At 65.7% G+C, this 19019-nt stretch carries 14 protein-coding genes and 1 rRNA gene; 6 read left to right on the top strand and 9 right to left on the bottom strand.

Going from position 1 to position 19019, the window contains the following annotated elements; translation table 11 throughout:
* Positions 1 to 27 precede the first annotated feature (27 nt).
* A complete protein-coding gene (locus tag EGY25_RS01695) occupies positions 28 to 798 on the top strand; it encodes an SDR family NAD(P)-dependent oxidoreductase (protein ID WP_135193322.1) in 771 nt (256 codons plus the stop codon).
* Positions 788 to 1768 carry a lysophospholipid acyltransferase family protein gene (locus EGY25_RS01690; protein WP_135193321.1) on the top strand — a complete coding sequence of 327 codons (981 nt, stop codon included), beginning with the start codon at positions 788 to 790 and terminating at the stop codon, positions 1766 to 1768. Before EGY25_RS01695 ends, EGY25_RS01690 begins: the two co-directional genes overlap by 11 nt.
* Here EGY25_RS01690 and EGY25_RS01685 read toward each other — a convergent pair.
* The 5 genes from EGY25_RS01685 to ileS all read right to left on the bottom strand — a co-directional run bounded on the left by EGY25_RS01685 (position 1714) and on the right by ileS (position 8552).
* Positions 1714 to 2220: a response regulator gene (locus tag EGY25_RS01685; protein ID WP_135193320.1), complete on the bottom strand. Its 507-nt coding sequence runs from the start codon at positions 2218 to 2220 to the stop codon at positions 1714 to 1716. The two genes, EGY25_RS01690 and EGY25_RS01685, sit on opposite strands and share 55 nt — an antisense overlap.
* A 66-nt stretch (positions 2221 to 2286) precedes the next feature.
* Positions 2287 to 3156 (bottom strand): M23 family metallopeptidase, encoded by an 870-nt coding sequence (locus EGY25_RS01680; protein ID WP_135193319.1) that lies wholly within the window; start codon positions 3154 to 3156, stop codon positions 2287 to 2289.
* Complete coding sequence (locus tag EGY25_RS01675; RefSeq protein ID WP_135193318.1) at positions 3153 to 3353, bottom strand: DUF2093 domain-containing protein; 201 nt, start codon at positions 3351 to 3353, stop codon at positions 3153 to 3155. Before EGY25_RS01675 ends, EGY25_RS01680 begins: the two co-directional genes overlap by 4 nt.
* A 40-nt stretch (positions 3354 to 3393) precedes the next feature.
* A complete protein-coding gene (locus EGY25_RS01670) occupies positions 3394 to 4647 on the bottom strand; it encodes a cation:proton antiporter (protein WP_135193317.1) in 1254 nt (417 codons plus the stop codon).
* Between the two features lie 938 nt (positions 4648 to 5585).
* Positions 5586 to 8552 carry an isoleucine--tRNA ligase gene (gene ileS / locus EGY25_RS01665; RefSeq protein ID WP_135193316.1) on the bottom strand — a complete coding sequence of 989 codons (2967 nt, stop codon included), beginning with the start codon at positions 8550 to 8552 and terminating at the stop codon, positions 5586 to 5588.
* A gap of 283 nt (positions 8553 to 8835) precedes the next feature.
* Here ileS and EGY25_RS01660 point away from each other — a divergent pair, with 283 nt between their 5' ends.
* Complete coding sequence (locus EGY25_RS01660) at positions 8836 to 9735, top strand: hypothetical protein (RefSeq protein WP_245159291.1); 900 nt, start codon at positions 8836 to 8838, stop codon at positions 9733 to 9735.
* Positions 9736 to 9864: 129 nt separating this feature from the next.
* On the opposite strand, the gene EGY25_RS01655 is transcribed toward EGY25_RS01660, so the two are convergent.
* From EGY25_RS01655 to hfaA, 4 genes are all read right to left on the bottom strand, one after another.
* Complete coding sequence (locus EGY25_RS01655) at positions 9865 to 12768, bottom strand: M16 family metallopeptidase (RefSeq protein ID WP_135193315.1); 2904 nt, start codon at positions 12766 to 12768, stop codon at positions 9865 to 9867.
* A gap of 110 nt (positions 12769 to 12878) precedes the next feature.
* Positions 12879 to 14138, bottom strand: a complete 1260-nt coding sequence (gene hfaD, locus EGY25_RS01650; protein ID WP_245159290.1) for a holdfast anchor protein HfaD — start codon at positions 14136 to 14138, stop codon at positions 12879 to 12881.
* Complete coding sequence (gene hfaB, locus EGY25_RS01645; protein ID WP_135193314.1) at positions 14065 to 15081, bottom strand: holdfast anchoring protein HfaB; 1017 nt, start codon at positions 15079 to 15081, stop codon at positions 14065 to 14067. The genes hfaD and hfaB overlap by 74 nt, the downstream gene beginning before the upstream one ends.
* A complete protein-coding gene (gene hfaA, locus EGY25_RS01640; RefSeq protein WP_135193313.1) occupies positions 15078 to 15518 on the bottom strand; it encodes a holdfast anchoring protein HfaA in 441 nt (146 codons plus the stop codon). Before hfaA ends, hfaB begins: the two co-directional genes overlap by 4 nt.
* A gap of 117 nt (positions 15519 to 15635) precedes the next feature.
* Here hfaA and EGY25_RS01635 point away from each other — a divergent pair, with 117 nt between their 5' ends.
* From EGY25_RS01635 to EGY25_RS01625, 3 genes are all read left to right on the top strand, one after another.
* Positions 15636 to 16319, top strand: coding sequence for a rhomboid family intramembrane serine protease (locus EGY25_RS01635; RefSeq protein WP_135193312.1), 684 nt, complete (start codon positions 15636 to 15638; stop codon positions 16317 to 16319).
* Positions 16320 to 16413: 94 nt separating this feature from the next.
* Positions 16414 to 16839 carry a CBS domain-containing protein gene (locus EGY25_RS01630; protein ID WP_135193311.1) on the top strand — a complete coding sequence of 142 codons (426 nt, stop codon included), beginning with the start codon at positions 16414 to 16416 and terminating at the stop codon, positions 16837 to 16839.
* A gap of 629 nt (positions 16840 to 17468) precedes the next feature.
* Positions 17469 to 18929 (top strand): 16S ribosomal RNA (locus EGY25_RS01625).
* Positions 18930 to 19019 lie beyond the last annotated feature (90 nt).

The following is a 19019-nucleotide window of genomic DNA, read 5'->3' as shown; positions in this document are numbered from 1 at the left end:
TCCCCGCCAAAACCTACGGGAAACGCAATGGAACTGTTCGATCTGACCGGCAAGGTCGCAATCATCACCGGATCGTCGCGCGGAATCGGCAAGGCGATCGCCGAACGGCTGGCCGAACACGGCGCCAAGGTCGTCATTTCGTCGCGCAAGGCTGGCCCTTGCGACGAGGTCGCCGCCGAGATCAACGGCAAGTATGGTGAGGGCCGGGCCATCGCGGTGCCGGCCAATATCGCGTCGAAGGAAGATCTGCAGCGGCTGGTGGACGAAACCAACGCCGCCTTCGGTCAGATCGACATCCTGGTCTGCAACGCGGCGACCAACCCCTATGCCGGACCGATGGCGGGCATCGCCGACGATCAGTTCGAGAAGATCCTGCAGAATAACGTCATCTCGAACCATTGGCTGATCCAGATGGTCGCGCCGCAGATGGTGGAGCGCAAGGACGGGGCCATCCTGGTGATCTCGTCCATCGGCGGGCTTCGTGGCAATGCGCTGATCGGCGCCTACAATATCTCTAAGGCGGCGGACATGCAGCTGGTGCGGAACCTGGCGGTGGAGTGGGGTCCGTCGAACGTGCGGGTCAACTGTATCGCGCCGGGCCTGGTGCAGACCGACTTCGCCAAATATCTGTGGGAGAATCCCGAGCTGCTGAAGACGGTCACCGAGCCGGCGCCGCTGAAAAGGATCGGCCAGCCCGATGAAATCGCGGGCACGGCGGTCTATCTGTGCAGCCCTGCGTCGGCCTATGTGACCGGCCAGACCCTAGTGGTGGACGGTGGATTGACGATTGCCTGGTGAAGAAACGCGCTCAAGCCGCCCAACGGGCGGTCGCGCCGCGAGTGTAAAGCAGGATCTGATCTGGCGTCTGGAGGCCTTGGGCTTCCAGGCGCTGTTCGGTTTCCTGCGCCTGCTGGGTGTCGAGGCGGCGTCGGGGCTGGGCGGCTGGTTGCTGCGGACGCTGGGTCCGCTGACCGGCACGCAGAAGACGGTGATGCGAAACCTGCGGATCGCCTTTCCCGACATGGGCGAGGCCGAGCGTCAGGCGCTGGCGCTGGCCCAGTGGGATCAGACGGGGCGGACCTTCGCCGAACTGGCGGTCATGGACCGTCTGACGCCCGAGGGCGGGCGGGTCGAGGTGGTCGGGATGGAGCGGCTGCACGCCCTGCGCGACAGCGGCCGGCCGGCGGTGCTGATCTCGGGCCATCTGGCCAATTTCGAGGTGATGGCGGCGGTGATCATGGCGTCGGGCGTGCCGTGTCAGGTGACTTATCGCGCCGCCAACAATCCGTATGTGGACGCCCTGATCCGCCAGAGCCGCGAGCGGTACGGCATCCGCCTGTTCGCGCCCAAGGGCGACGGGACGCGCGAGCTGATGGCGGGGATGAAGCGCGGCGATTCCATCGCCCTGCTTGTCGATCAGAAATACAATCAGGGGCCGGAGGTCGAGTTCTTCGGTCAGCCGATCAATGCCTCGCCCGGTGCGGCGCGGCTGGCGCTGAAATTCGACACAGTCATGCTGCCGCTGTCGGTGGTGCGGCTGCCTGGCGTGCGGTTCCGGGTGACGGCGCACGAACCGATCGTGGTCAGCCAGAGCGAGGACAAGGCGGCCGATACCCTGGCTGGGATTCAGGCCGCGAACCGTTTCGTGGAGGACCGGGTGCGCGAGCGTCCCGTGGACTGGTTCTGGGTCCACAAGCGCTGGCCCGACAAGGTCTATGCGGCGTTGGAGCGCGAGGCGTCGGACGCGCGGCGGAACGGCCCGGCGTAGTCAGGCGTCTCGCGGCGTCGGCGACAGGGGCCCACGTAGTCGTCGGCCTTGATGAAGGCGCGGGGGCGCATGATGACGGCGTTGATCCGGTCCAGCACGGCCTTGGCGGTGAGGGGTTTGACGATGAACTCGGTCACCCCGGCGTCGCGAGCCTCATAGACGCGGGTGCGTTCGGAATGGCCGGTCATCATGATGATCGGAAGGAAGGTGTTGGGGCTGTCGGGGCTGGTGCGGACCAGGCGCGTGAACTCGACGCCGTCCAGCGGGAACATGTTGAAGTCGACGATCGCCAGGTCGATGGGGTGGCGGCGCAGCAGGTCGAAGGCGGTCGCGCCCTCGGCCGCCTCATGGACGTTGCGGATATCGGCCGAGTGCAGCACGGCGGCGGCGATGGCGCGCATGTTCTGATTATCGTCCACCAGCAGGACGTTCAACGATCTGAGAGAAAACATCGGTCCCCGGCAAATGGCGACCGGACGCTAAGGGGGTATACCTAGTCCCGCAAGCGTAGCCATTGATCAGGCCAGAGTTTCCGGGGCGCGGCCTCCGACCATCAGCGACGGATCCAGATTGCGGTCGCGCCATTTCATGCGCCAGCACAGGTGCGGGCCGGTGGCGCGGCCGGTCATGCCGACGCGGCCCAGCGGATCGCCGCGCCGCACGCGCTGGCCCTGTTCCACGTTCAGGCGGGACTGATGCAGATAGCAGGTGATCAGGCCCTGACCGTGGTCGATCAGGGTCAGGCCGCCCTCGAAATGCATGTCGGGCCGCACGAAGGCGATGCGGCCGTCGGCGGGGGCGCGGATCACGCTGCCCTGGGGCGCGGCGAGATCGATGCCGTAGTGGGGGCGGGCGGGCGTGCCGTTCAGGATGCGCTGGGCGCCCCAGGCGCTGGAGACGCGGTAGCTCTCCAGCGGCCAGATGAAGCCGGACTTGAAATCGTCGGCGTCGATGCGGCTGGCGAAGCCCTCGGTCTTGAGGGCGATCTCCTGCTGGATGCGGGCCAGCAGGGCGGGGTCGCTGGGCTCGACGGTCGAGGGCGGCAGACCGTTCACGGTGGTCGAGGGGAAGGCGTAGGGGGCGATGTCGAGCGTGCGTCGGGCCGAGCGGCCATCCGCGAGGGCCTCGATCTGGACGCTGGCGGCGGCGTCGCGGTCGAAGCCGATCACGAAGAGGCCGGCGGCCGAGGCGGTGGTCAGGGCATCGCCATCAACGAAGATCAGGGCGCGCGGCGCAGTGCGACCGAAGGCGTAGCCGCCCTGACGCCAGGCCCCGTTCAGGGCCAGCGGAAGGGCGTTGCGATCTTGGGCCGCCACAGGAGCGACGAGCGGCGCGGCGATCAGGCTGGCGCCCGCGCCGGTCAGCAGGGCGCGGCGCGACGGGATCATGTCGCGGCTTGCACGGCTGCGATGAATTCGGCCGGTCCGAAATAGGGCTGCTGGCGGGTCGGGCTCCAGTAGCGGAGGATTTCCAGCGGGATCGGCTTATCCGTCACGGCGCAGCGCACGAAGCGGCCGGGCTTCAGCACCGCGAACTCGCCGTCGCCATAGTGAAGAACGGCCTGGTCTGCAGCGGTCATGTCCATGATCGGACGATAGCGGGCGTCGTGCGGTGCGAAAAGGGGTTCAGGTCGTGGCGACCGCATCCGTGATCGGGCCGTCCGCGGCGGCAGGTCGGATCGCGCCGGGCGGAGGCGGCTTGGGCTTGCCGCCCATCCGGTCGGTGAACAGGAAGACGAACGGGTTCAACGAGATCGACAGCAGGGCGGCGGCCAGGATCAGGTCGTGGGTCTCGCGGCTCATGGCGCCCAGGGACACGCCCAGCGCGGCCAGGATGAAGGAGAACTCGCCGATCTGGGCCAGCGACGCCGCGACGGTGAAGCCGGTCGGGCGGTCCAGCTTGAAGGTCTTGGTGATGACCAGGGCGGCGACCGACTTGCCGACGATGATGATGCCCAGCACGCCCAGCACGGCCCAGGGCTGGCGCACCACGATCATCGGATCGAACAGCATGCCGACCGAGACGAAGAACAGCACGGCGAAGGCGTCGCGCAGCGGCAGGGACCGCTCGGCCGCATTGTGACCCAGGGGCGAGGCGTTCATGACCAGACCGGCCAGGAAGGCGCCCAGGGCGAACGAGTGGAACAGGAAATAGGCCAGCCAGGCGATGCCCAGGGCGATGGCCAGAACGCCCAGGGTGAAGAGTTCGCGCGACTTGGTGTGGGCGATGCGGATCAGCAGCCACGGAATGACCTTGCCGCCGACGACCAACATGCCGACGACGAACAGCACGACCTTGAGCAGGGTCAGGCCGACGTCGGTTCCAAGGGCGGCGAAATCCGTCTGGGTTCCGGCCGGGACCAGGATCATGGGCAGCATGACCAGGGCGATGACGATGACCAGATCCTCGACGATCAGCCAGCCGACGGCGATGCGGCCGATCTCGCCCTTGACCTGTTTGCGCTCCTCCAATGCCCGCAGCAGGACGACGGTGGAGGCGACGGACAGGGCGAAGCCCATCAGCAGGGCCTCGACGTCGCCCTGGCCCAGGACGAACCGGCCCAGACCCCAGCCCAGCACGGTGGCGACAGTGATCTGGACCAGGGCGCCGGGAATGGCGACCTTGCGGACCTGCATCAGGTCCTTGGGCGAGAAGTGCAGGCCGACCCCGAACATCAGCAGGATGACGCCGATCTCGGCCAGCTGCGGCGCCAGTTCGGTGTCGGCGACGAAACCGCCCGTATAGGGACCGACGACGACCCCGGCGACCAGATAGCCGACCAGGGGCGACAGTTTCAGCCGATGCGCCAGCATGCCGAACACGAAGGCGAGGACGAAGCCCCCGACCAGGGTGAGGATCAGGCTGTCGGCATGCGGCATCAGGGCTCCTGTCGCGGGCGAGGGGTGCGGTGTGGGCAGGCTTTGCAGTTGGGACGCGAGGGCGCGTTTGACAAGATGACGCGGTGTCGCGCGGGGCGGAAAACCGCTTCGTCTTCGCGCTTTCGCTGCGAAGTTTGGGAGGGCTGGGCGGAGCGCCGGGCCTTCGCCCGGAGTGTGTTTGTGTTATTACCGTTTCGACGAAGGATAGACGCTCCGCGCGGAAGGTTGGCCTGCAAGCTCGGGGCGTCGAGCGGTGGCGGTCTTATCGCCTAACCCCATAAGCCTGCGACGGGTCGGCGGGGTCTGCGAACCCCGTCCCGAGTGCGATCGAGTATCCCCCTCGACCCTCCGACAACGCTCCATGAGTCGCCGCCAGCGCGAGCCGTTTCAGACCCGCTCCCGTTCCATCCGCTCCCGCCGCCGCAAGGTCGCAGGCCAAGCGAGCCCTCCATGCGACGGGACGGGTTTAGAATACGCGCGTTTCGGAGGGGGGATGGGAGAAGGGGGACATAAATCGGCAAGCGGTTGTATTCGCTGCAAATGGACCAGCGTCATTGTGGTGGCTGGGGCGCAATTCACGCTTCTCTACACCCGTCATCCTCGGCCTTGTGCCGAGGACCCACCCGTCCGCCGCATGATCACCGGGCGGGGCGCATGAACCGTTGTGCGCCTTCTTCGACGTTCGAGTCCGCCTGACCGTGGGTCCTCGGCACAAGGCCGAGGATGACGGACTTTAAAATAGAGGCGAGACGCCTGCGGGTCTTCGACAGCCGTCCGCCACAGGCATTCGTTCTCCCCTTGGGGGAGAAGGCGGGGCCAGAGGCCTCGGACGAGGGGTGTCTGTCCGCCTCGGGACGGTGAGGGTGAGGCTGCGGAAACAGCCCCCTCATCCGTCTCGCTGCGCGAGCCACCTTCTCCCCCGAGGGGAGAAGGATTCGTCAGGCGTGGGTTTCGTCCCAATACCGAACAGCATCGGCGTCGCGGGCCGAGAGGTCGGGGTAGGCGGGGTCGGAGCCTACGTCGGGGACGCGGCGCCAGGAGCGGGCGCATTTGGCTGTTTCGATTTTGGATACGATTGGCCAAACTCGTTCTTCATCAAAGCCCGCAGCAGTCCAACCGCTAAGCTCGCCAACACCCTGACGGATTGTTGCTGTGCTGGTTCGGAACACCTCAGCAGCGTCTAGGCCTACGAAAGCTTGATAAAGATCGTCGCTATCGATCCAGACCAGCACGTTGGCGTCTAGCGCACCGCCAATCCACTTGTTGTTTCTGCTGTGTTCCAACGCATCGTTCACTAGCGAAATCACGCGCTGCACTTTCGCCCAACGCGCGGCCTCGGCCGGGTTGTTCCATTCCGCTGGTGTCTCTGGGATCACCCTTGCGCAGTTGGTGCCGGCATCCGGGAAGCGCGTCGTCCAGGCTTCTTCCATGGTGAACGGGGTCAACGGAGCCAGCCAGGCGGTCAGGCGCATGAAGACCTCGTCCATCACGGTGCGGGCGGCGCGACGGCGAAGGCTGTCGGGGCGGTCGCAGTAGAGGGCGTCCTTGCGGATGTCGAAATATAGGGCCGACAGGTCGTTGGAGCAGAACTCCAGCACCGGGCGGACGACGTCCTGGAAGCGGTATTCGGTGTAGGCTGTGCGGACCTGGGCGTCGAGTTCGTGCAGGCGGTGCAGGACGAAGCGCTCCAGCGGCGGCATCTGGTCCAGCGGCAGGCGTTCGGCCTCGTCGAAATCGGCCAGGGCGCCCAGAAGATAGCGGACGGTGTTCCTCAGCTTGCGATAGGCGTCGACCGTGGTCTGGAGGATCTGTTTGCCGATCCGCTGGTCCTCGGAATAGTCGACCAGCGACACCCACAGACGCAGGATGTCCGCGCCGCTCTCCTTGATGATGGTCAGTGGATCGGTCGTATTGCCCTTGGACTTGGACATCTTCTCCCCCTTCTCGTCGAGGGTGAAGCCGTGGGTCAGGACCGCCTTGAACGGCGCGCGGCCACGGGTGCCGCAGCCCTCCAGCAGGGACGACTGGAACCAGCCGCGATGCTGGTCCGAACCTTCCAGATAGAGGTCGGCGGGCCAGTGCGCCGGGCGGTCGCCCGTATAGCCATGCTCGGGCAGGCGGGGGTCCAGGGTGAAGGCGTGGGTCGAACCGGAATCGAACCAGACGTCCAGGATGTCCTCGACCTTTTCATATCGGGCCGGGTCGTGGGCGCCCAGGAAGTCGCTGTCGGGCGCAGTGAACCAGATGTCCGCCCCGTGTTCGGCCACGGCCTTGACGATCCGGGCGTCGACCTCGGCGTCATGCAGGGGCTGGCCGGTCTGTTTGTCGATGAACATGGCCAGGGGCGTGCCCCAGGCGCGCTGGCGGCTGACCAGCCAGTCGGGACGGCCCTCGACCATCGAGCGGATGCGGTTGCGGCCGGCGGCGGGGTGGAAGGCCGTGTCGTCGATGGCTTTCAGCGCCGTCTCGCGCAGGCTGTCGCCCGAGGCCAGGGACTCGTCCATGCGGATGAACCACTGGGGCGTGTTTCTGAAGATGATCGGGGCCTTGGAGCGCCACGAGTGCGGATAGGAGTGTTCCAGCCGGCCGCGCGCCAGCAGGTTGCCGGCCTCGATCAGCTTGTCCATCACCGCGCCGTTGGCGGGGCCGAACTTGCCGGTCTTCTTGCCCTCGGTCTCCAGCACCTTCAGGCCCGCGAACAGGGGAACGCCCGGATAATAGGCGCCGTCGGGATCGACCGTGTCCGGCACCTCGTGATGACCGTGGGCCTTCCAGACCTCGAAGTCGTCGGCGCCGTGGCCCGGTGCGGTGTGGACGAAGCCCGTGCCCGCGTCGTCGGTGACGTGGTCGCCGGCCAGCAGGGGCACGGAGAAGCCATAGCCGCTGTCCAGCGCGGCCAGAGGGTGGGCGCATTCCAGGCCAGACGGATTGATGTCGTAGATGCGGGTCCAGGCGGCGATCTTTGCGGCCCTGAACACGTCCTCGGCCAGCTTGTCGGCGACGATCAGGCGGTCGCCCGGCTTGGCCCAGGGCGCGAACTCCAACCCCTCTTCCATGGCCGTGACCTCATACAGGCCATAGGCGATTTCGGGACCGTAGCTGATCGCCCGGTTGGCCGGGATGGTCCAGGGCGTGGTGGTCCAGATGACGATGGACGGGGTGCCGGTGCGGAAGGCCAGCAGGTCGTCGGGATGGTCGTCGGACGCGCCGGTGACCGGGAACTTGACCCAGATCGTGGGGCTGACGTGGTCGTGGTATTCGATCTCGGCGTCGGCTAGGGCCGTGCGCTCGACCGGCGACCACATGACGGGCTTGGAGCCGCGATACAGCTGGCCCGAGTTCTTGAACTTGTGGAACTCGGCTACGATGGCCGCCTCGGACGTGAAGTCCATGGTGGCGTAGCGGTTGGCGAAGTCGCCGGTGATGCCCAGGCGTTTGAACTGGTCGCGTTGCAGGTCGATGTATTTGCCGGCGTATTCGCGGCAGGCGGCGCGGAATTCGTCCTTGGACACCTCGTCCTTGCGGCGGCCCTTGGCGCGGAACTGTTCCTCGATCTTCCACTCGATCGGCAGGCCGTGGCAGTCCCAGCCGGGGACGTAGTCGACGTCGTAGCCCAGCAGGAAGCGGCTGCGGACAACGAAGTCCTTCAGCGTCTTGTTCAGCGCGTGGCCGATGTGGATGTCGCCGTTGGCGTAGGGCGGGCCGTCGTGCAGGACATAGAGGGGGGCGTTCTGCTTCTGCCGCTCGGCGCGCAGGGTTCCATAGAGGTCGCCCCACTGTTCCAGGATGACCGGCTCCTTCTGGGGCAGACCGCCGCGCATGGGGAAGGGCGTCTCGGGCAGGAAGACGGTGTCGCGATAGTCGCGGCCGGCAGGGGTGTCGGTGGTGTCGGTGGCGTCGGCCATGCAGAGTCTCAGCGTCTTCTAAGAGTTACGTTCGCGTGTCGATCCCGGCGTGCACGGGGCCAAGCGGCCCAGAAGCGCTACGCCGGGCGGCTAATCGAAATCAGGCGAATGGAGACGCGGACGGTCATTATGCGGGCGGTCTAGCAGACGGATGCGGCATTGCGCCATCCCGAAGCGCAGGCGTCATCAACGGAAACGAAAGGCTTTTGTCGTTTTGGTGAATGCAGGATCGGCCGGCGTCTTGCCCAGTCGACACGAAATCTACGTTTGGGAGTTCCCGCCGATGCGGCTGCGGATCACGAAATGGATGCTGGGCCTGGCGGCCGGTCTCGCTGTCTCGGCGGGCGCCGGGGCGGCTTTGGCGCAGTGCACGTCCGGCTGTCAGCCGCCGCCCTGCACCTCGTGCGAGCCCCCGCCGCCGCCCGAGCCGCCGCCCTGCAACGGCGGTGGAAACTGCGGTCCCGGTGGCGGCGGTGGAAACTGGAACGGCAACATCAACACCAACGTCAATGTGAACGTGAACCTGGGCGCGAACGCCAATGCGAACGCGGGCGCCAACGCCAACTCGGGCGCGCGCTCGTTCGTGAATGCACGGGCGGGCGGGTTTTCGGGCAGCTTCGGCGGGGGCGGCGGCGCGGCCTATGTCAGCGTCGATCAGCCCTATCCGACCACGATCCAGGGCCTGGCCGTCGAGGGCATGATCGCCCAGACCGTGCGCACCCCCTATACCGCCTTCCGCAGCATGATGAAGCGGGTCGTCATCCAGGCCGTCTGCATCGACGCCCGCCAGGTGCCGCACCCCGCATCGCAGGTGCGACCGGATCGCGAGATCGCGGACGGGTTCGAGGGCGAGCTTTATCGATGCCTGTCGGGGACATGGTTGCAGGCGACCATTGCGGATTATAACGGCGACATCAGCTTCGACCATGGCACGACCCTGACCTGCCGCAAGCATGAGGCGCTGTGGTATGGGCCGGAAGGCAAGTTGGAATGCCGTCCCGAGAAGCCCGAGCGCGACTGCAACGAGCGGTCGCTGCTGCGTCGCTACGGCGCCGGGGTGAAGATCCTGACGATGTATCGCGAAGAGGAATACACCGAATACCGCGAGGAACAGGTCGAGAGCGCGACCGTGCTGACCGGGGTCATCACCCTGGACGGCGGCGTCGGCGGCCGGGTGTTCTGAACGGGAGCCGAACCGGCCCGTTCAGCCGCCGATCAGGCGGCGCGTGAGATAAGAAGACAGTCGGCTCTCCGTCGACGATCCTGACGACTGGCCCCGGTTCGCGAGAACCGGGGCCTTTTTCGTGGGCGCTTATTGAGCCGGGGCGGTCTGATCTGCGGCGGCTTGGGCCGTGACGGTGGCGCGCCAGGCGGCGTCGGGCTTCAGATACTGGCGGGCCAGGGTCTGAAGGTCGGCGGCGGTGACGGCTTCCAGGGTGGCGACCTGGCTGCGGGTTTGGTCCAGCGTGGCCGGATTGGACTGGGCTTCGGCCAGCTGGGTCATCCAGTAGCCGTTGTCGGCCATGCTGCGGCGGAGGCGTTCGACGGCCGGGCGGCGGGCGCGGTTCAGCTCATCGTCGCTGACCGGCTTGTCGCGCAGGTCGGCGGCGATGGCGTCCACTGTCTCGAACAGCTTGGGCAGGGCGGCCGGCGGGGTTTCCGCCGTCACCGAGATGAAGCCATAGCCGGGATAGACGTCCGAGGCGCTGGAGCCGGCGCTGGGCGAATAGGCCAGACCCTGTTTCTCGCGGATCTCGTCGTTCAGGCGCAGTTGCAGCACGTCCGACAGGATCGACAGCTGGCGTGCAGTCTTGCGATCGGCGATCTGGTCGGTGGTCGGCCAGGCGACGAAGCCCAGCGCCTGCTCGGCCGGGCCTGTGTGATACAGCTGGACCGGCGTGGCGGTCGGGGCCGGGAATTTGCGCTCGGTCGAGCCGGCGGGCGGGGTCGGTTCGGCGCCGCGCGAGGGCAGGGCGCCGAAGGTCGAGCCGACGGCGGCGATGACGGGGTCGATATCGACATCGCCGACGACAGTGATCTCGACCGGACCCTGGGCCAGGGCCGAGCGGACGCCGTTGCGGACGTCGTCGATCTGGATCGCGGCGACCTGTTCGGCCGTCGGTGTCACCTCACGCGCATCGCCGCCGGCCAGCAGACCCGAGGCGTCACGCTGGAACACGCCGCGCGGCGTCGCGCCCAGCTGGGCCAGGATCTGCGGGAACATGGCCTTGGTCTGTTCGAACGGCGCGGCGCGCAGGCCGGGATCGGTCAGATAGGCGGCCAGCACCTGAAGCTCCAGCTGGAGGTCGGCGGGCTTGGTCGCGCCCGAGAAGACATAGGCGTCGCCGGCCTGGTTGACCGAGGCGCTGTAGGTGCGGCCGCTGAGGACGCGGTTGATCTCGTCCAGGCTGAGCTTGCCCAGGCCGCCGGGGGTCAGAACCGTGCTGGCCATCGACAGTGGCGACAGCGTATCGGCCGGCAGGCCGAGTTCGCCGATGCCGGTCCGGGCGCTGACCAGGATCTGTTCGGCGCGGAAGTCGGTCTTCTTGATGTTCAGCAGGGTGCCGTTCGGGAAGCGGACCAAAGTGGCGCCCAGGTCGGCGACCTCGGTGCGCGAGGCCGGGACGGCGGGGGCGCCGAAGTTGTCATAGGGCCATTTCAGCTCGGCCTCGACGGCGCGGGCCTGGATCGGGGTGTTGCGCGAGGCCTCCAGCGCGGCGGTGACAGCCGCTTCGCCGCCCTCGACCGGGACGGGCGAACTGAACAGCACCAGCGGGCCTTGGCCTTCGAACACGGCCTTGGTCGCCTGGTTGACCTGATCGGCGGTCAGGCCTTCGACGGCGGCGTTGAACAGGTCGAGATTGGTCTGGGGCGCGCTGAAGACCTGATCGTCGTTGACGGCGCCCAGCAGGCCGGTGGCCAGGGCGGGGGTCGAACGGGTCGCGGCCGAGGCCACGGCGTTCTGAAGCGCGGTGCGGGTGTTGACGATCTCGCGCTGAAGCTCGGCGTCTGTCACGCCGTATTCGGCCAGGCGACGGCTTTCTTGTTCGACGGTTTCGAGCGCACGCTGCCAACCGCCGGGATTGAAGGCGACCGACAGGGTGCCGGCGTCGAGGCTGTCGAACAGCGACTGATAGCCGGCGCCGGCGCCGATGAAGGGTGGGTTGTCGGCGCGGGCGATCTCGCCCAGGCGACGGTTCAGCACGGCCAGACCCAGGCCGCGACGGATGTCGGCGGCGCGTTCGGCGACCGTGTCGGGGTCCAGGTCGGGGTTCTTGATCCAGTTCAGCTGGATCGAGGACTGGATGCCCGGCTCGACCAGGATGCTGGTCTGGGGTTCACGCGCGGCGACGGTTCCGAGATCGGGTTCCGGGCCATCGGCGGCGGTGGGTTTCCAGTCGGCGAAGGCCGCGCGGACCTTGGCCTCCATGGCGTCCACGTCGAAGTCGCCCACGGCGATGAAGGTGGCGCGCGAGGGGCGATAATAGGCGTCGTAGAAGTCGACGAACCGCTGGCGCGGCGCGTTGCGGATGATGTCGAGGTCGCCGATGGGCAGGCGTTCCGAAAGGCGCTGACCGGGCGCCAGCAGACCCAGCTGGGTCTTCAGCACGCGCAGTTGCGGCGTGTCGCGGGTGCGTTCCTCGCCGACGATGACGCCGCGCTCGGCGTCGATGGCGTCCGGCGCCATCAGGGCCGCCGACATCATCTCGCGCAGGATATGCAGGCTGGGATCGACCGTCTCGTCCTTGGTGTTCGGCAGCTCCAGCATATAGGCGGTCTGGTCGAAGCTGGTGAAGGCGTTGGTGTCGGCGCCGAAGGCCAGGCCCAGACGCTCCAGAATGCGCAGCATCTCGTTCTCGGGCACCTCCTTGGTGCCGTTGAAGGCCATGTGCTCCATGAAGTGGGCCAGGCCCTTCTGGTCGTCGCGCTCCATCAACGAACCGGCGTCGATGCGCAGGCGGAACGAGGCCTGGCCCGGAGGCGTCGCATTGTGCAGCAGGGCGTAGCGCATGCCGTTGGGCAGCAGGCCGTAACGGACGGCGGGATCGGCGGGAATGTCGCTGGCGGCCTGGGCCCAGGGGGCGGACGGCGCGACCTGGACGGCTGTTGCGGCGGCGGGCGCTGCGGTCTGGGCGAGAGCGGGGGCGGCGAACGCCCCGGTGGTAAGGGCCAGTCCCGAGACGGCGACGAGCAGCAGATGACGCGCAGAACGCATGGTATCACTCCGAAACCGCAACCCCCGATGGCGCGATCCCGGATGTGTAAAGTGAGCTTGCCTTCCCGGCAAGCTGGGCCGGAGAACCTTACCGACTTGTCATGTTTGGATCAGCCGCCCGGGCGGCTGACGTAGAAGGTGGCGGTGTTGCCGACGGCGTTGGCGCCGACCACGGCGGTGCGGCCGGAGGCGACCGTGGCGCTGGTCGTGGCGGTGACGTTGCCGCTGTTGGTCTGGGAGTTGGTGATGTTGACGTCGCCGCCGCACTGGGAACAGGCGTAGCCGGTCACCGCATTGCCGACCGCGTCGGCCCCGACATAGGCGTCGTAGCCGTTCACGCCGACGTAGGTGGCGTTGGCCTCGACTCCGCCCGAGTTCAGCTGGGTGTTGTCCAGCTTCAGATAGATGTCGTTGTTGCCGGCGACGGTCTCGTTGGCGACGCTGCGGGCGGCCAGCACGGTCTGGCCCTGGAGATTGGTCTGGACCCGCGCGTCGACGCGAACGCGGCCGGCGTTGGCCTGGTCCGTCGCGATCAGCATCGAGCCGCCGGCGTTGGCCGTGATGGCCTGGTTGGCGCCGGCGTTGGCACCGACCGTCAGGTCCCAGGCGTTGTCGACATAGACGTCGGTGCGGGCCTCGGTCGTCGAGGCGCCGTTGGACTGACGGATGGCCAGATCCTGGTTCGAGGCGCCGGTCGTATTGGTCTGGACCGCATTGGCCACGGCCTGGGACGAGAAGGTGGCGGGCGCGGGGATGTACTGAACGTCGGCGACGGTCTCGGCGAAGACGGTGGTCTGGGCCGTCTGGTCGATCACGCCGGTCAAGGAGGACGAGGGACCGCCCATGGCGACGGTGTTGGCGACGGCGGCGCTGGTCGCGAAGCCGCCCTGGAGCACGCGGCCGCCCGGCGCCTGGACATAGGTTCCGGCCCGCACCTGATCGCCGGTCGTGGACTGGGTCGCATCGACGGCGAAGGTCGCGCCATTGGTGGTGACGGCCAGATAGTTGCCGCGCGCGGTGGTCTGGACGCTGAGCTGGCCGTCGGCCTCGCCGTTCACGACGACATTGCTGCGCGCGACCGTCGCACCGGTCATGGTCTGGCGCGAGACAAGGCCGGCGGACGCAGCCGTCACCCCGCCCGCGAGCGCATTGCCCTGGGCGCTGGTGCTGACGGTCACCTGATCGACGGACAGGTCGATGTCCACCAGGCCGGTGACGTCGCCGGACTGGGTCTGGGTGCTGGAACAGGCGTCGCCGGCCTGCGGATCGCAGACCGGCGTCGCTTGCGCGCTCGCTTCAGTGGCGAGTGCGGCGAACGTCGCCGTCGCGGCCATCATGCCAGCGAGACGGATCGGCGCGTGTCTGGCCATTGTTGGTGTCCTGAGTGGGGTAGGCCGGATAATAGCCGCCGGTCGGACCGACGGCGGAATCGCCGAGCGGATCGTTGGCGGCGTTGAGGCAGATTTCGGGGCCGGGCGCGCCGTAGAGATTGGCCATGAACTCGACCGTGGCCCGTTCGACCAGGGCGCGGACGGCCAGCTGCGTCGGCTCCATCCCTCCCGTGCCGGCCGAGATGTCGAAGACATTGCCGTTCAGGAAGTCGAACACGCCGGCCGAGATCTCACGGCCGATGATCTGCTTCTGATAGGAGACGACGTCGACGACTTCGAGCGTGGTCGTCTGGACCAGGCGCAGGTCCATGGCGATGTTCATCACATAGACGCGGTGGTTGACGATACCCGAACCGGGGCGATTGCTGTCTACCTCGCCGCCGGCGATGTCGAAGCCGCCGGAGCGGATATTGTAGTTCACCTCGGTGATGCCGCCGACGACATAGAAGTCAGAACCGGGCACCTGGCCGGCCAGGATGCGGCGATACTGGGTGTCCTCGGGACCTTGGGCTTCGGGAGCCTGGTCGCCGATCAGCTTGTTGTTGGCGTAGCGCAGTTCCAGCTCGGACACCGAGGTGTCGTAGCGTTCGACGATCCGGGCGCCCGCCTTGGCCAGGGCCGAGTTCGCCATCAGAGAGGCGCCGCCGGTGATCTGACGCCCGCCGTCCGAAGAGACCGTGCCCGTGTAATCGCTGATCCGGCCCACGGCCATGCGCGGCGAGGGCAGGTTGTAGCGACGGGCGTAGTCGGCCAGGCAGTAGAGCGCCGCGGAATAGGGGGTCGGGTTGGCGGTCACCGGCGCATTGCCGATCGGGGTCGCATATTGACCCGACGGACCCGCGACCGGACTGACGCAACCGGCGAGCAGCAGGGCTACGGCCGACACGGCGGCGGAACCCTTGATAAGATGGCGGCGGCTCATGGCAGGTTGATATTCCCGTTCAGGGCCGTGCCGGCGTTGATCGCGCCGGTATTGGTCTGGGTCGAGTTGACGATGACGGTGTTGCGGCTGCCCTGGACCACCACGTTCAGCTGATTGCCGATGGCGGTGGAGCCGCCGATGGTCGTGCCGCCGTTGCTGGACGAACCCGCGCCCGCATAGGCCGAGGCGACGCCGCCCGACTGGCTGGAATAGGACGAGGCGCCCGGCTGGATGATGCCGTTGACGATCAGGCGATTGCCGTTGGCGTCGCGGGTATAGCCGGTGGTCGCCGTGCTGGCGGCCGAACGCGCGCCGCCATAACCCTGTTGGAAGCGCGACGCGCTGCCGGAACCCGTCGATTGGGCGGCTGCCGGCAGGCTCGCTGCGGCGACGACGGCCACGACGGCGGTGGATGTAAACAGCCTCTTGGCGGGCATTCTGGTGGTTCCTCGCGCAAACGTACGCCGAACCACGAGCGTGATCCGCACCCCAACCTGCATTAAGGTTATTAAGAAGCGCTTGATGTGACGAGGGTCACTGAGCATTTGTGCGCCATGTCAGACGCACCCGGTCGATTCGATCCGCAGAACAGCCAGCCCGTCAGAGAACCCGCGTTCAACGTGCCGCTGGTCGTGCTGCTGATCGTGCTGTCGATGCCGACGCTGTTCTTCTTCCAGCGCGATCTGCCCGACATGGGCATGAGCATGGCCTTCGCGCCGGTAGATCTGGAGCAGGGACGCTGGGGCGGATTGTTGACGGCCATGCTGCTGCACGGCGGCTGGACCCATGCCATCATGAATGCGGTCGCGGCGCTGGCGTTCGGAACGCCGGTGGCGCGACTGTTCGGGGACAAGATCGGGCCGACGGTCTTCCTGCTCTTCTATATAGGCTGCGGCGTGTTGGCTGCGCTGGGCTATGGGCTGATCCATTGGGGCTCGACCGAGCCGATGGTGGGAGCGTCGGGTGCGGTGTTCGGCCTGATCGGGGCGGCGACCCGGCTGCTTGGAGGGCAGGGCAGGGTGCTGCCGATGACCGATCGCCGAGTCATCAGCGCCGCCGTCGCCTGGATGGGGATCAATGCGCTGACCGGCCTGATCGGCTATGCGCCCGGCGCGGAAGGTGCGCGTATCGCGTGGGAAGCCCACGCGGTCGGCTTCGTCGTCGGCTTCCTGGCGATCGGGCCGTTGGGCCGGCTGTTCGGCAGAGGCGTCGCGCCGAAATCCGTCAGCGGCGTTTGATTCCTGGCGTGTGCTGAGCAATCATCGGTTCCCGAGCGGCCCTGTCGCCATTCCGGCCCTGCGGTCGTCTCTTCTTTAGAGAGAAGGAGCCGCGATGTTCGTCGCCGAAATCCTCAAGACCAAGGGAAACGCCGTCTTCTCCATCACGCCCGACCTGACGGTGACGCAGGCCTGCGCAGAGTTGGAGCAGAAAAGGGTCGGGGCGCTGGTCGTCTTTGACGGCGACCATGTCGTCGGCGTCTTTTCCGAACGGGACGTGGTCAAGGCCTTGGCCGCCGATGGCGCCAAGGCGCTGGATCGTCCGGTCGCCGACTATATGACCGCCAAGGTGATCTTCGCCGAACCCGGCGAGGAGATGTCGGCCCTGATGGCTCGCATGACCGACCGACGCATCCGACATCTACCGGTGATGGAAGCCACACGATTGGTCGGCGTCATCTCCATCGGCGACGTGGTGAAATGCCAGATCGCTGAGCACGCCCAGGAGGCCGCGAGTTTGCGCACTTACATTGCGGGCTGACGACTGCTGCCGTCGCTCGTTGACTCGTGCTCTTTGAGAAAGTTTCGCGGTCCTGTCAGAATCTGGTTGCGGACAAATCGGGGTCTACGTATAGAGCCGCCTCGCTCGGAAACGGGCCGGCCGACGGGTCTGAGGGGGTGCAAATCTCCAAGGTCCCACGGGAGGAGGGGTTGAAAAACTTCTTGCTTTCATCGGTTGGTTTCACTAGGTTCCGCGCTCCAATCGAATCGCCGACGGGTTTTTAGAGGTAAGCCTCGCTTTCCTCCGGTGGTTTCTTGCGGTCTGAAGGGTTCGCCTTTCTCTCCGAAAGATCTCTGAAAAGAGCGGTTGACATGAGGTTCGGCGGTCTCTAAATCCCCGCCTCCGCCGACGACACGGCGCTAAACAAGTCGGGCCGCTGATGCGGTTTTGGTCTTTGACATTGTTGATTTGGAAAGAGAAACGCAGGCGGCGGTGTTCTTGCGATGACCCTAGAAGGTCATCATACGACACTGACTATCTGCGGTCTTTTTGAAAAGATACCATGCGTCGGTCTTCGGATCGATGAATGGGAACTCGTCAATAAAATACGTAGAACTAATGCCAAGACGTCCTTCGGGATGTTCTTAAGCTTAGGTCAGAAGTCAACTCAACCTGAGAGTTTGATCCTGGCTCAGAGCGAACGCTGGCGGCAGGCCTAACACATGCAAGTCGAACGAACTCTTCGGAGTTAGTGGCGGACGGGTGAGTAACACGTGGGAACGTGCCTTTTGGTTCGGAATAACTCAGGGAAACTTGTGCTAATACCGAATGTGCCCTTCGGGGGAAAGATTTATCGCCATTAGAGCGGCCCGCGTCTGATTAGCTAGTTGGTGAGGTAAAGGCTCACCAAGGCGACGATCAGTAGCTGGTCTGAGAGGATGATCAGCCACATTGGGACTGAGACACGGCCCAAACTCCTACGGGAGGCAGCAGTGGGGAATCTTGCGCAATGGGCGAAAGCCTGACGCAGCCATGCCGCGTGAATGATGAAGGTCTTAGGATTGTAAAATTCTTTCACCGGGGACGATAATGACGGTACCCGGAGAAGAAGCCCCGGCTAACTTCGTGCCAGCAGCCGCGGTAATACGAAGGGGGCTAGCGTTGCTCGGAATTACTGGGCGTAAAGGGAGCGTAGGCGGACATTTAAGTCAGGGGTGAAATCCCGGGGCTCAACCTCGGAATTGCCTTTGATACTGGGTGTCTTGAGTATGAGAGAGGTATGTGGAACTCCGAGTGTAGAGGTGAAATTCGTAGATATTCGGAAGAACACCAGTGGCGAAGGCGACATACTGGCTCATTACTGACGCTGAGGCTCGAAAGCGTGGGGAGCAAACAGGATTAGATACCCTGGTAGTCCACGCCGTAAACGATGATTGCTAGTTGTCGGGATGCATGCATTTCGGTGACGCAGCTAACGCATTAAGCAATCCGCCTGGGGAGTACGGTCGCAAGATTAAAACTCAAAGGAATTGACGGGGGCCCGCACAAGCGGTGGAGCATGTGGTTTAATTCGAAGCAACGCGCAGAACCTTACCACCTTTTGACATGCCTGGACCGCCAGAGAGATCTGGCTTTCTCTTCGGAGACTAGGACACAGGTGCTGCATGGCTGTCGTCAGCTCGTGTCGTGAGATGTTGGGTTAAGTCCCGCAACGAGCGCAACCCTCGCCATTAGTTGCCATCATTTAGTTGGGAACTCTAATGGGACTGCCGGTGCTAAGCCGGAGGAAGGTGGGGATGACGTCAAGTCCTCATGGCCCTTACAGGGTGGGCTACACACGTGCTACAATGGCGACTACAGAGGGTTAATCCTTAAAAGTCGTCTCAGTTCGGATTGTCCTCTGCAACTCGAGGGCATGAAGTTGGAATCGCTAGTAATCGCGGATCAGCATGCCGCGGTGAATACGTTCCCGGGCCTTGTACACACCGCCCGTCACACCATGGGAGTTGGTTCTACCCGAAGGCGCTGCGCTGACCGCAAGGGGGCAGGCGACCACGGTAGGGTCAGCGACTGGGGTGAAGTCGTAACAAGGTAGCCGTAGGGGAACCTGCGGCTGGATCACCTCCTTTCTAAGGATGCTTCTCCAGGCTGTCTCTCACGAGGCTGTCTATTGAGGCTCCAATAGCGAAGCGCTTCACAGCGCCGAGCACAAACGGCGG

The sequence above is a fragment of the Brevundimonas intermedia genome, from assembly GCF_004614235.1.
Taxonomy (GTDB): Bacteria; Pseudomonadota; Alphaproteobacteria; order Caulobacterales; family Caulobacteraceae; genus Brevundimonas; species Brevundimonas intermedia_A.
This window is presented reverse-complemented; position numbering and strand designations above follow the sequence as displayed.